Below are 14,248 nucleotides of genomic sequence, written 5' to 3' on the forward strand. Positions count from 1 at the left end.
AGATCGGGAGATCAAAGGAATGAAAAGACGCGGAATGGAAAAGCGTGCGGCGTTGATCGTTCTTTCCGTCCTGCTTACTTCGGCTCAAATTCGGGCCGTAGAGGAGCATCCAGCGCGCGGGATTGTAGTCGAAGCGGCCCCTGCGCATCATTCCTTCGTGGTGTCATGCGACGCGATTGCTGGGTATATGGACGCGATGGAAATGTCTTTCTCAGTGCGGGATGCCAAAGTGCTGGTGCCTTTGAAGCCCGGCATGGCAGTCAACTTCACGATCGTCACGCGCGGCAAAGTGCTGTATGCGGAGAACATTCAGCCGACGACGACTTCGAACTTCGAATCGGAGCCGATGGAGGCGGGGACGCTGACGGCCTTGAATTCGGTGCTGGATCCTTCAGCGAACAAGAGGGTGGTGTCGGTTGGGGAGCAGGTCCCGGATTTTGAACTCACCGATCAGGCCCGGCAGCAGATTCGTCTCTCGCAATTTCGAGGAAAGGTTGTTGCGCTTACCTTTGGTTATTCGCGCTGCCCCAATCCGAACTATTGCTATCGCCTCTCCAACAACCTGGCCCAGGTGGCAAGACGTCTTCACGACAGGGCAGGGCGCGATCTCGTGCTGTTGACGATTGCCATCGATCCGGAACACGATCAGGGCGCGGCGTTGACCGAGTATGCGAATACATGGAAAGCCGATCCCGAGATTTGGCATTTCCTGACCGGGACGGTTGCGCAAGTGAAGCAGGTAGCCGGAATGTTTGGCATGAATTTCTGGAGTAGCGAAGGCCTGTTGACACACACGCTGCACACGATCATCATCGACCGCGAAGGGCGGCTGGCGGTAAATCTCGAGGGCAATCAATTCACTTCAAGGCAGTTAAGTGACCTGGTGGAGGCTTTGATCAACCGTCCTTAGAGCATTTTCGCTTCAAATAGATTTAATCTTTGGTTGATCTTTTATTGTGGCTCTGCGGAGTCCGGGCGAGAAAAATTAGGCGTCTTGCTGGAAGAATGCGCACTGTTGAGCTTTTGGCAAAGCGCAAATTCCTTCTGTGCCTGTTCGCTCAACCCCTCCTTGCGATAGATTCTGGCAAGTTTGAAGTGCAATCCCGAGGCATCCGGCGCAAGCGTCACGGCCCGCTCCATCTCGCTCTGCGCTTTTGCCAGGTTCTGCTGCGCCTCAAAAGCATCGCTGAGGGTCTCGTGAACTTTGGGGTTCTCCGGGGACAACGCAGCAGCCTTCGCGAGATAAGGAATCGCCTTGTCCGGCTGACTCTCCTCAATGAGCATGGCACCAAGATTAAGAAACGGTTGCGCATCTACGGGCGCTTCCCCTTGCCAGTCGATCGCCGCTTGGAAGGCTTGGCGCGCCTTCTCGGGACTGCTCAGTTCTTTCCAACACAACCCAAGATTGTTCTCTGCCTGCACATACTTGGGATGGAGGGCCAGAGCACGCTCGAAGCTGGTGACCGCCTGCGGAAATATATTCTCGTTATATTTGGTTCGTCCCAGCAGATACCAGGCATCGGCATCGTCCGGAGACTCGGACACGACCTGCGAAAACCACTTGTCCGCATCTGGAAAATCGCTTAAAAGAACGTAATCCGACGCGACAACCTTCAGCTCATTCGCGCGTGGACGTTTATATTTTGCGCCTTCGGTAAACTCTGCAAGAGACTCATTCGCCTTTTGCTCGCGAAAAAGCACATACCCCAATAGAAAATGCGCTTCCGCCGACTCGGGGTTGGCCTTCAGATAACTCCGCGACGATTGTTCCGCGCCTGCCAGCCTTCCCTCTGCCAGCATCGTGCGAGCCTCCGTCAACGAGCCCTCTGATTGCCCGCACCAAGCCCGCGAACTACAAACGACGGCAAGAGCAAGGAGGCACATCCGGATTGGAGCTCGCATCTTCCTCATAGCACGATTATCTGCTGTCTGAGCCACCACACGCTTGCACTTGCTGAAGCAACCGCCGCATGTCCATCTGCTCCGGAGAGTACTTAAGCGCGGTCTTCAACGTATCCTGCGCTGCCACGGAGTTACCGGCCATGCACTCCACACGCGCCAAGTTCATCGCCAATCCAGCCGAATATTGGTTTTGCTCGAAGGCGTGCCGCAATATCGCAACAGCCTCCTCCGTTTTGCCTTCCCTGGCCAACAAGATCCCGAGGTTCGATCGCGCTGTCAGATCCTCGGCATCGATAGTCAGCACTCTCCGGAATGCTGCTTCCGCCGTCTCCGCATCGCCACGCTCCGCGCTCACATTTCCCAGCGCGTCCAATGCCGCGCGATCCTGCTGAATGCCAGACTTCAATTTCGAAAGATGCTCCCAAGCCAGCGCCTCGAATGCCCGGTCACCCTCCATCAGCAATTGGTACTCAGCCATTGCCTCATCGCGTTCCGTTGCACCCGGTGAAAAGATCGCCTTCAGAGCGCTCCCGCCGGTCTTTGCGCTTTCCGCCTTTTCACTTTCGGGTACGCGAAGAATGCGATGATCCGTCCATGCCACGTGTAAAATATTCCCCGCAGCCAGCCGGCGCATATGGCAGCTTGTGCAGTCTGGGTTCTCGGGGTGATGAGTTGCCGCAAACGAGGGTTCGCTATGGCAGGCCAGGCACTTGCTTCGAAAGAATGCCGCTTTCTGCTCCGGAGCCGGAGTAAGGTGCGGATCGTGGCAGTTTGTACATGACATTCTGTCTCCGCTCATCCGTTTGCATGTGCTCTGGCTCAACTGCTCCACCTCACTCACGCCTCGCGCAGTCAGATCAGCACCTGCCCGCACGAAGTAAGCCAGATACTTCGAGATCGGCTCTCCGGGCTGATAGTCAAGCGCTGACTTCCCCGCGCGCTCAACCGTAACATCCCCCTCAAGATGGCAGCTGACGCACACAGAATCTCGCCGGTCCGCATCCAGCTTTGCCGGATTGACCACCGTCGCCTTCCCGCCCGTCGCGACGTGCTGTTGCGTATCTCCGTGACATGCCTCGCAGGTAATCCCCGTATGCAGAAACGCAAGTCCATCGTAGCGATTGACCGTCCCTGCTTCGCTGGGCTGCACGGCGCTCATATGGCAACGCAGGCAGTTGCTCTGCATAGGCAATGGCGGGACCATCTGCCGCATATCGGCCATGCCCGGCTTCATGTCATAGCTCTTTGAAGCCGCGTACCACGCCACGGGCGACTCAAACAAATAGCTGTCGATCGAATACAAATACGTCGTTGCCAGGTGCCCCGAGCCCAGAAAGTAGCTCAACACAACCGTATGTGGCCAAGCTGGGTCTTGCGGCGTACGATATTCCAATTCCGCCTTGCCCTCGACATTCGATACCTCGTACGTCACGCCTGACGCTGGATGCACAAACGTGTCCGGCTTTAACTTCTCGAGAGCGCGTCCGCTCGCATTGGCCATAGGCGTCGCCAAATAGGTACGGTATATCTCGGCATGACACTTTGCACACACGGCATCTGCCTGACGCACGGGAGTTGCCTGGCCATGCAAATGCGCCGTCGTCAACAGCAGAACCGTGATTGTCAGCCATCTCACCGTCAAGAAAATCCGTCGCATAGCCACTTCAGTTGGCTGTGCTCTTGATCTTGCTGACATCGCTCGCTTGCGCAGCGACGGCCTCGCTCGCTTCGCGCTCCAGGGTGGCGTAGATCTTCATCTCCGCCTGTGCTTCGGCGCCCTTGCCTTGCGCGCGATAGACAGCCGCAAGCAAAAAGCGAATCGACGGCTCCTTTGGGCTATCCTTCTCCGCCATCAACAGATCGGGCAGAGCCTCGGGCTGCCGTCCTAAACGAACCAAGGCACGCGCACGGTCCACACGTGCCTGCATCAATGCGGGGCAGCGTTCAATCGCGCGATTTGCCTCACTCAGCGCCTCGTCGTTCGAGGCGTTGTCTTCCAGAATCGCGTTTGCCAGCTTCCAGCGTGCAAGGCAGTTATTTGGGTCGTTGACGATCTCCGCGCGGAACTCCGTCTGGGCCGACTTCCATTTGCCCATGTTCCAATATGCGTCGCCCATGTGCATGTGCGTCCCGGGCTGCTGCGGAGCCACGTCGATTGCCTTCTTGTATTCCACGAGGGCAAGGTCGTAGTTATGCATGCTCTCGTCCACCTCGCCGGAAATCTCATGCGCCACCACGGAATTCGGATCGATCTCGTCGATCTTTTTCAGCGCATTCTCCGACATCTGCAAATACGTCTTGCCCAGCAGATACCATCCTTCCTGGTCTTTCGGATTTCTCCCCAGAAAGCTATTCAGGTGAGTCGCCGCGTCTTCGTATTTCTTTTCGTTGATCAGCAGGCGCGCCAGCATCATCTCCACCCGGTCGTCTCCGGGATGCGACTGCAGCGCCTTGCGCAGAAGCGGCTCTGCCTTCGCATCTTCCCCTAGTTGCGAATAACTCATGCCCAGTAGCGCAGCCGCGGTCGGCATATTCGGATTGAGTTCCAACCCGCGCTTGAGCACCTCTGCCGCATGTGCATAGTCGTGTCCATCGAAGTACAGCATGCCCAGGTTGTTGTATGCTGCCGCCAAGTGCGGCGCCAGCTTCAGCATAGCCCTGTATTTCTCGATCGCCGTCGTGTTGTCGCCTCGCTGCTGCGCCTGCTTGGCTTGCGCATAAAGCTCCTGTACTCCCGGCGTTACCTCATCCTCAGCCTGATAAGCCACTGCGGCGACGGCGGAAATCGCTAGCAACGACGCGGCAAAACACCGCAACCATCCGCGAAGCCGCGCTCGGGCTCGTTCCATCTTCATAGCCTGCCATTATAGTGGATTTCGCGTGCGTCGAATGCGGCGCTTTCCATACCCCTTCTGCTGCCGCCTTTTACCCATTCCAATTGCGAAGAACAAAATTGCCGGGCTGTGCAGAGCCAGCCCGGCGTGGAAGGAGACACGTCTATAGGCAGCGCAACCCAAACAAAGATTGCGCTGCACCCTCTAGAATTCCAACCGGAATTGGACCTGGCCCTGGCGGTTGCTGCTGCCGTTAAAGGCGTTGTTATTCGCACCTTCGCTATTGGCCTCTCCGAAGGTGCCGTCGCTTGCGTTAAAGTCAGGTGCTTTAAAGATAGTTCGGTTGAACGCATTGAAGTAATCCACTTGCAGAACGCCAGTGAGATGCTCGCCGAAGTAGAACTTCTTCCTTGCGTTCAGGGCCTCGTTAGCGATGCCTGGCTGCCTTACCGCGCCATAGTTTCGAATGGCGTTGCCAAAGACGTATTGCGTGGGAGTTACCGCAAATGCCTGGGGATTGAAGATCTGCGGCGGCGTTCCATGTCCGCCCAGAACCCAGTAGTCCCTTTCCAGCTTATAGGAGTGGGTATGAAGGTCAACTCCCTGAACCCGGTTTGGACGATTGTTAGGGCCGCTGGGCCAGGGAGTGCCGTTCTCGGTGATATTGCTCGCCGAGCCCTCTTCGTAGTCGAGAATCCAACCCACCTGCCAACCGCCCGCCAAGTTGGCCCATGTGTGATTGTTCGCCCATCGTTTGCCGGGGCCGATGGGCAGCTCATAGGTGCCGCTGCCTTTGAACGTCTGAGGCTCATCCGAGGTTGAAACTGCCCACTCCGATTTTTGGTTGTATTTGTTCAGACCGTTTGCGGTGAAGCTCGAGAAGCCGCTGTTGGTATTGTCCATCAGATGGGAAAGCGTGTAGCCAGCCAGGAAGGATAGACCGTTGCTGAAGCGCTTGTCGACCTCGATCTGGAGACTGTTGTAGAAGGTCGTTCCCGAACCTTCGAAGTTGTTGAAGATGGATGCGAACTGGGGATAAGGCGAGAGCGACTGGGCAACGGTCGAGGAGGAACCAAAGTCCGTCACGAAGTTCGCATAAGGAAGTGTGAAGCCATCCGCCTGAGCGCAGCCGCTGGCAAACGTATCGGACAACACGGGGTTGCCGGCATTGGCTGGGCACTTGCTCAGCACATCCCCGTATTGGCCATTGTTGTTCGGGTTCATCTCGGCGAGATTGTTGAGCTTGCTGGGCAGGTGGATCACCTTGTTGCCTGCATACGCGACCAACACGAACATGTTGTAAGGCAACTCGCGCTGCACCTGCAGGTTCCACTGCTGGCTGTAGGGAGCAAAACCGTCGCTCTGGCTGAAGGCATCGATATTTTGCCCATTGCCGATCGATGGACTGAACGGTGTTATCTGCGGCGCGGGAAGTATATTGGTATCCCAGCTTCCATAGGAGGAAACGTTGGAGCCCGAGGCGTTGCGCACAAACGAGCCGGTCAGCAGGTTGCCGTAGTTGACTGCCACCTTGCTGGTGCCGTACTCGTAAGCGCCGCCGTCGAGGAAGGCGATGTCGTAGCCGCCCTGCACCACCATCTTGTCGCTTACCTTATAGGCAAATCCAAGACGCGGTCCAACGTGCCCCCAGTGGATCGACGCGCGGTCGTATCCCGAGCAGCCATTGCAGTTGCCGAATTGGGTCATCGCTCCAGGAATATTGCCGTCGGGATCAGTCCCCGGATGGTTGGGATCGAGGAACACGATCAGGTTATGGTCTTCCGTGAACGGAATCTGGATATCCCAGCGCAGACCGAGGTTGACCGTCAGCTTGGGGCTCAGCTTGATGTCATCCTGGATGTAAGGTGAAAAAGCCCGGTTGCGCAAGCGCAGCTCCTGGCTCTCGCTGCGGTTGGCCGCGTCGGGTATGCCGAGCAGGAAGCTGGCAAAAGCGCTTCCCTCGCTGCTGAAGTTGGGGCTGCTCGGATTCGAGGTTTCGTAGTTGCTGAACGCGAAATGGCCGCCCTCGGTCTGCTCCTCGTTATCGTCCTGATAGCTGCGGCGGTATTCGCCGCCGATATTGAAGGTATGCCGCCCCTTGGTCCACAGCCAGTTGTTCACGATGGCCGTTCCCAGTTTGCGGTTTATCGACTGGAGCCACGAGCCTTGAGTGCCCCAATCCGTAAGGGCGTGCTGGCCGCTCCACGTGAAGTAGGGGGGAACATTCTCATTCGCCACGGCGGGGAACGTGTATCCCTTCGTGTCATTGAATTGGTTGTTGATCTCGCCGAACCACCCCACACCGGCCGTCATGACAAGATGTGGCGTGAGGGTATTGGTGTAGTTCAACAGGAAGATGCTGCCCAAATCCGGCTCAAACTTCATACTGTTGAGGGGATTGGGAGCCAGAACCAAAGGAGCATTGTCAAAGTCGGTAGCGGAATAGCTGTTGCGCCACTGGGTATAGTGCAGGCTCTGCGTGGGTGTAAGCGTCTGGTCGACCACGAATCCCCAGACATGCTGGAGATTCGGGAAGGAATTGGGCGCAAAGTTCTTGTTCGAGTCCAATCCGCCGACGCCGCTGCCTGGACGATCGGGATTCGGAATATATGGAATGAGCAAAGCAGCGGTCGGGCTGATACAGCTTGGCGGAATCACATTGAGCGTGCCGTTGTACTGGAACTGCTGTCCGGGCGTTAGACCGTCGCAATTAAATCCAGGTGGAACATAAATCGGAATCAGCGCGCCCGTGCTGGAATTCACAAAATCGGTGAAATCACCTGTCTTTTCCTGCGCCGTAGGCACGGTCGATAACCCGGTATTTTCTACGGCCTGCTTGAACCACTCCTGGCTGTAGTTGCCGAAGGTCTTGTTGCGGCCGTCGTACAGATGCGGAATGCGGATGGGGCCACCGATGCTGAAGCCGTAGTTGTTCTCGTGATCGGTCGGGGGCGCTCCTGATCCATTCCACGACTTGCCGTTAAAGAAGCCCACCGAATCAAACATGCTGTTGCGGTTGATCTCAAAGGCGGAGCCGTGGTATTTGTTGGTTCCGGACTTCATGGTGTAGGTGATCGCACCCTGGCTCAGTCCATACTGCGAAGTGAAGTTGGAACGCTCGACGCGAAACTCCTGCACCAGGTCAAAGGGCGGATTGACGTTCTGCGAGTATCCTTCAGTCTCCGACTGCGGCCAGGGGATGCCGTTGTAGACAATCTCTTCTTCGAAGTCGACACCGCCGTTGATCCGGTGAGAGAAGGTGCTTCCGGTCGTTCCAGGGGAGAGGAATTGCAACTGGTCCACCTGGCGGCCGCGGCCCGAGACTTCGGTCGGCAGCGCGTCCACAACCTCTGACTCAATCGTGCTGCCCAGTTCCGGCTGGGTGGTGTTAAGAGCAATCTGCTCGGCCGTCACTTGCACTGTTTCGGACGTTGCGCCAGGAGAAAGCGCGAAATCGACCGTCGACGTCGTACTGACTTCGACGTCGACACTGTTCTTCACTTCCCTCTTGAATCCTTCCGCATTCACCGTAATGGTGTATCTCGCAGGCGAAAGGGCTCTGAAGGCGTACGTTCCTGCGCTCTCCGTCGTAGTGCTCGTGGAAACCGATGTAGCTTCGTTGACAATCGTGACCTTGGCGCCGGAAATGACCGCGCCGCTGTTATCGGTCACGGTGCCGGTGACGCCGGCGCTGGCTTGGGCCGAAGCCTGCCGCGGAGCCAAGAGCAGAAAGCATCCGGCCACGACTGTGAACGCAAGCGCAACCCATGGGATTGAGCTTGAGAAGTTACTCCGCTGACTCTCCTTGGAATGGGGAAGGTATCTCACTGGACCTCCTAAAACGCATCGTCAAGTTCTAGTTCGACCGTAATCGGAAACCGGTAGCGATTTGGTTCAGGGCAGCGCAGGTGACTTGTCTCCATCGCGGCTCCGCCATGGAATCGATACCACTTTGCGTAGCAGCGGTTCCACAGCGCGCAACTATACTTTCCTCAAATTTCAACTGTCAAGGTTTTTTTCTCCAACCTTCGGTGGAGATAGCCGAAGGGAGAATTTCGCCGGAGCATTTCCCCTTATGCAGTTGAATTTAATACCGTTAACGCTCAAGCTCCCGACGCGCTGGAATACCGCTCAGGGGCGCGTCTGACATCTCGCTGCCGCAGACGCCGGCGGCTTGACCGTGCCCACCTCCAGCTCGTCGACCTGGTTCTGGAGGTCACTCTTCATCTCCGTGCGCGACTGCACAATGCCGCACGGCCACCGGATTTCGATACACGTAAGTTACCGCGCACTCCCCGATTTCTGGTAACGTCTTCTTCTAAGGTCGCCCATCGGGCTTTGCAGGTTGTGCCGAGGGGGCGCATAACTGGCCGCCGCACAATACAGCGGTAATCCCTTTGCCCTCGACGATCGTGTAAATGCGGTCGACAGCCGGCAGCTTCACGGTTTCCACTGCGCCGGAGGGCCAGTGGATCTCCGAGCTACCGGCATCCGCAGCGTCTCCCAGGCCAAAGTGCACCCTCGGATCGTTGGTCGAAACATAACTGCCGCCGCTCAACACATCCTGCCGCTGACGCATGCCGTTGGCCGAAAGATACACAGCAGCTCCCACCGCGTCGCGCGGGCTCTTTTCCCCGCCCACGAGCTTCATCTCAACCCAGTGATGACGATCCGAATTCACATTCCTGAGCAACACCGGCGGCCCATCGATGAGGTTGATGACCACATCGATCTTGCCGTCGTTGAACAGATCACCAAACGCCGCGCCGCGCCCTGAGATGACCATCGCGAGACCAGTGCCCTTCACCGCTGAAACCTCCTCGAACTTTCCATTGCTGAGGTTGTGGAACAGCTGCGGCCGCTGCGCATACGAAGTGCCCCAGTCCGAAGTGTCGGCTGCCGGGTAGATATGTCCGTTGATCAGCAGCAGATCGAGCCAGCCGTCGTTGTCGTAATCGAGAAAGCCGTCTCCCCAGCCAAGAAACGGAAGCGTCTTCCGCCCGATGCCTGAAGACATGGACGCCTCGGTGAATGCGCCCTTGCCTTCGTTGCGAAGCAGCAGCTTGGCTTCGTCGGAAAAATCGGTAACGGCAAAGTCGAGCCGGCCGTTGTTGAGATAATCGCCCACAGCCACGCCCATCGCCGCGACCTCGCGCCCATCCTCGTTGAGCCCGAAGCCTGAAGACAGGCTCGCATCCTCAAAGGTGCCGTCGCCGCGATTGAGATAAAGATAGCTCAGCGTGGAATCGTTGGCCACCACCAGATCGGGCTTGCCGTCATTGTTCACGTCCGCAAAGACCGCCGTTATACCGTAGTACTTGTTCCCCTGATCCGACACCCCGGCCTTCACGCTCGCATCGGTAAAGGTCCCGTCGCCGTTGCTGTGGAAGAGATGATCGGGCTCGCCCTCGAGTCCGCGCGGACCGCACATCACGTGCACGCCACGGAACTCGCAGTAGGAGTAGCCCGTCGCTGTGGTCTTCTCATAGGGCAAATTGTCGCGGTCGAAGTGCACATAGCCGGAGACGAAGAGATCGAGTCGACCATCGCCGTCATAGTCGCCCCAGGTTGCGCCGTCGGACCAGTTTCCCAGCTGTACCCCGGCTTTTTCCGCAACGTCGGTAAAGCTCCCGTCGTGATTGTTGTGGTAGAGCCGGTTCTTACCCCAGTTACTGACAAAGATATCCGGCCAGCCATCGTTATCGAAATCAGCAATGGCAACGCCAAAGCCCCAGCGGTCGTTTGTGACACCGGCCTTCGCAGCCACGTCGGTAAACGTGCCGTCATGGTTGTTGTGGAAGAGCGCTGCGTGAGGCGGCGTCTGCTTGCCATCCTCGGCGGCAAAGGTCGAGCCGTTGACTAGATAGATATCCAGCCACCCGTCGTTATCGTAGTCGATTAAACCGACGCCGGAGCCGTTGGTGTCTATAATCAGCCGCTTATCGGCCGCGCCCATCACATGCTTCCAGCCCGAGAGTCCCGCTTGCTTCGTAACATCCATAAATACTACGGGGCCAGAATCCACAAATCCATCGGCGGCCGCGGACGCCGTGCGCTTGGACTTGCCTGCCGCTTCCTCGATAACAACGGATGTGCGCCCTCCCTGCGCCAGCCTCTCTTGCTGCGCCCACACGGGCACACCGAAGCCGTAAGCCAAAAGCGCCACGGCGTACGCCCATGTCATCGAATGGTGAAAGTAAGGCAAATAGGAGGCCCTTACCGCACGAGTATAACGCAGTAGTAATGGCAAGAGCTCCTCAGCAATTGCGGCGTTTTGGGATTGTCATCTCGCCGGACAACAGGCACAGAGAATTTTTGAGTCTGCGAAAGCCCGAACGCCATAGGGAGCAATTTTGACAGCGATTATGTTATGGGCCTATTCCACCGCGCCACACCGAGGCACAAATGGCGCGAATTCCCCGCAAATGCAGGCTTTCGAATCAATCACGTTCATGCGCCTCACTGGACGAACTTCTCTTCCTCCTCTTGACTTTAGAATTAGCCCCTATCAACGGCAAAGGCACTAACCACGTGTCTTCGATCTTTGCCGCGAACTCTATCGGATCTTCGGAGTTGATCTGACGAACGTGCCTGGCATTAGTTCCATGACGGCTCAGACCATCCTCTGCGAAGTTGGGACTGACGTCTCGCGCTCAGGCAATTTCGCGTTATTTGACATTGAAATGTCGATTGAATCTGGCCACAGCAGCAATCCGATGCGATCATGGTTTGCATCCGCGTCGCACTGCGAGGAGTAGTCATGTCGACTTTTCTTCAGGATTTGCGTTACTCACTACGGCAGCTCTTTAAGAATCCAGGAGTTTCACTGACGGCGATTCTCTCTCTGGCCTTGGGCATCGGCGCCACGGTCTCCGTCTTCAGCCTTATTTATTCCGTGCTCTTGAATCCCTGGCCTTACCAGGGAGCGGATCGTATCGCCAATATTGCACTACTGGATAAGTCTGGAGAGGGCCAGGGCTATGGACTCAATGGCCCGCAGACACGGGAATTGGTCAAGGCCAAATCACTGGAATACGTCGTGGCTTTCAACGGGTGGAACCTGACCGTGACTGGCAGCGACGTACCGGAAGATGTCCAGGCAATGTATTTCACCGGCAACGTGTTTCAGATGCTGGGAGTACCCGCTATGCTGGGGCGGTACTTCCTGCCATCCGACGATCCCGACGGACAGGAGCCACAACCAGTCGTCGTGCTGAACTACAAGTTCTGGAAGCGTCACTATAACGGCGACCGGTCGGTCGTCGGCAAGACCATACAGATGGTGCATAAAACCTACACCGTGATTGGCGTGATGCCGCCTCACTTCGGATTCCTTGGTCCGGATGTCTATCTTCCACTGAAGCTTTCAGGTTCAAATACCGAACAGTACGGAACATTCATCAAGCTCAGGACTGGAGTGAAGCCGGAAACCGCTGCGACTGAGCTTGAGCCATACTTCCAGGAATTCCGAAAGCAAACACCCGATCATTATCCAAAGGATTACAAGAAAATTGAGATACAAAACCTGAGCCACTGGGTTCTGCACACAATCAGCAAAACCCTCTATCTGCTCTTTGGCGCCGTAGGATTGTTACTGGCGATTGGCTGCGGCAACGTTTCGATTCTGCTGCTGGCGCGGGGCACGGCCCGTCAACATGAATTTGCCGTTCGCGCCGCAGTTGGAGCCAGCAGCGGTCGGATTGTTCGTCAGTTGCTCACCGAATCGCTAATCCTGGCAATTACAGGAGCGGGTCTCGGCGTTTTTCTCGCCTACTGGAGTCTGGGATTCATTGTCGACCGCCTGCCTGAAGGGTCCTTCCCAAACGAGGCCGACTTCCACATACACATGCCAGTGCTGTTGTTCAGCGTCGGACTTGCCCTGATCACAGGAATACTCTTTGGACTCTTTCCCGCGCTCCAGCTGGCGCGTCCTGAAATCAGTCAGGTCATGCAATCCAGTACACGAAAAGTTGCTGGTAGCGTGGGAGGAAAACGACTCCACTCGGTTCTGATCGCCGGTCAAATCGCCCTGACGCTGCTTTTACTAACCGCCGCGGGTATTGCGATCCAGGGGTTCGTGCGCATGCTGCATGTAAATCTCGGCTACAACCCACACAATGTCATGTCGGTTGGAATTCCGGTTCATGAGCATACCTTCGCCACATGGGCAGAGCGGTCAGCTTACTTCACCCAGCTCCGAGATAGGATTGCAACCCTACCGGATGTCGTTTCAACCGGCATTTCAACCAACGCTACCCCGCCGGATAGTGGTTGGAACCAGCCCTTTGAACTCCAGGGCAAGACCGGAGGGGAAGACCAGAAGGCTAGCGTCAACTTCGTCGATTCACGCTACTTCAGCACCTTGGCGATTCCGGTCAGGCAGGGAAGGCTATGGGAAGAAACGGAACTCAAGCGTGGCGCTCCAATGGCCGTGGTCAATGAAACATTCGTGAAGCACTACTTCTCCAACAGCAACCCTCTCAACAGCGCGATTAAAATCCCATCGCTCAAGAGCGAACCTTCGGAAAGACTGGTTGCGCCTGGCAGCGACGGCTGGCTGCAAATCATTGGAGTTACCGCAGACGCGCTCGATGATGGCCTGGACAAGCCCGCAAAGCCAGCGATTTATCTCCCATATTCGGTCAATATGTGGATGTGGACCCAGATTCTGGTGCGCAGCCGCAATGATCCGCGCAGCATCCTCCACAGCGTCAAGCAGACCATTGTCGGGGTCAATCCCGACCAGCAGGCCACACTCTGGGACGACGGCGTACTGGAAACATGGATTAGAAATCAACCGGTATTTGCGAGGGGACGCCTTGTTTCGGTCCTCTTCGGCGCGTTTTCTGTCCTCGCGCTTCTCCTGGCCGCCGTTGGTCTCTACAGCGTCGTTTCGTACTCCGTCGTGCAGCGCACCAACGAATTCGGCATCCGCATGGCGCTTGGCGCACAGAAGTGGCATGTGCTCAAAATCGTCTTCGCATCCGCGGGAATCAGCGTCGGCCTGGGCATTCTCGCAGGCCTTGGTTTAAGCTTCGCTCTCAACCGTCTCATTGCTCAGTGGGTTGAGAATGCCTCGGCAAGCCCCCTCATTCTCCTGGCTGCTTCTTCTTTACTGCTCGCCGTGGCTGCGGTGGCCTGCCTGCTTCCGGCCAAGCGCGCCTCGGGAGTCGATCCTATGACCGCGCTACGATGTGAATGATTTGCCTTGGCAGAACTTACTCGAACTTGCATATTTAAGGGTTACTGGCTGATAACGGAATCAGCCGGCCAGCTGCCAAGCTCGCGGATGATGAGTGCCATGCGGTTGGTGAATGTATAGAGGTTCCACTTTGCATGATCCTTGTGTCACTGAATTGCCTCGCGTCCCAGTTCACCGACGCTGACCGCCCGGTGACAAAGATTGTCGGGCAGTTTGACACCGATGCGCTGATCAGCCTTTCGCTTTTGGTATAGCGCGATGGCATCGGATCGCCGACCGACCTTCTCCCGTTTAGGCTTACCCTCGACCT

7 protein-coding genes are annotated in these 14,248 nt (G+C 56.7%); 2 read left to right on the plus strand and 5 right to left on the minus strand.

Annotated features, from left to right (window positions below):
* Positions 1–19 precede the first annotated feature (19 nt).
* The gene (locus OHL23_RS24160; protein WP_263354599.1) at positions 20–910 is read left to right on the plus strand and encodes an SCO family protein; all 891 of its coding nucleotides are present in this window, start codon (positions 20–22) and stop codon (positions 908–910) included.
* Between the two features lie 41 nt (positions 911–951).
* On the opposite strand, the gene OHL23_RS24165 is transcribed toward OHL23_RS24160, so the two are convergent.
* The 5 genes from OHL23_RS24165 to OHL23_RS24185 all read right to left on the minus strand — a co-directional run bounded on the left by OHL23_RS24165 (position 952) and on the right by OHL23_RS24185 (position 10,920).
* The gene (locus tag OHL23_RS24165) at positions 952–1,818 is read right to left on the minus strand and encodes a tetratricopeptide repeat protein (RefSeq protein WP_263354600.1); all 867 of its coding nucleotides are present in this window, start codon (positions 1,816–1,818) and stop codon (positions 952–954) included.
* A 100-nt stretch (positions 1,819–1,918) separates the two neighbouring features.
* The gene (locus OHL23_RS24170; RefSeq protein WP_263354601.1) at positions 1,919–3,538 is read right to left on the minus strand and encodes a tetratricopeptide repeat protein; all 1,620 of its coding nucleotides are present in this window, start codon (positions 3,536–3,538) and stop codon (positions 1,919–1,921) included.
* A gap of 28 nt (positions 3,539–3,566) precedes the next feature.
* On the minus strand, positions 3,567–4,751 hold the full coding sequence (locus tag OHL23_RS24175; protein WP_263354602.1) for a tetratricopeptide repeat protein: 1,185 nt from the start codon (positions 4,749–4,751) through the stop codon (positions 3,567–3,569).
* Positions 4,752–4,940: 189 nt separating this feature from the next.
* Positions 4,941–8,564: a TonB-dependent receptor gene (locus OHL23_RS24180; protein ID WP_263354603.1), complete on the minus strand. Its 3,624-nt coding sequence runs from the start codon at positions 8,562–8,564 to the stop codon at positions 4,941–4,943.
* Positions 8,565–9,054: 490 nt separating this feature from the next.
* A complete protein-coding gene (locus OHL23_RS24185) occupies positions 9,055–10,920 on the minus strand; it encodes a CRTAC1 family protein (protein WP_396127419.1) in 1,866 nt (621 codons plus the stop codon).
* Between the two features lie 576 nt (positions 10,921–11,496).
* On the opposite strand from OHL23_RS24185, the gene OHL23_RS24190 reads away from it, so the two are divergent.
* Positions 11,497–13,938 (plus strand): ABC transporter permease, encoded by a 2,442-nt coding sequence (locus OHL23_RS24190; RefSeq protein WP_263354604.1) that lies wholly within the window; start codon positions 11,497–11,499, stop codon positions 13,936–13,938.
* The last annotated feature ends 310 nt before the right edge of the window (positions 13,939–14,248 follow it).

Source organism: Acidicapsa acidisoli (genome assembly GCF_025685625.1).
Classification (GTDB): domain Bacteria; phylum Acidobacteriota; class Terriglobia; order Terriglobales; family Acidobacteriaceae; genus Acidicapsa; species Acidicapsa acidisoli.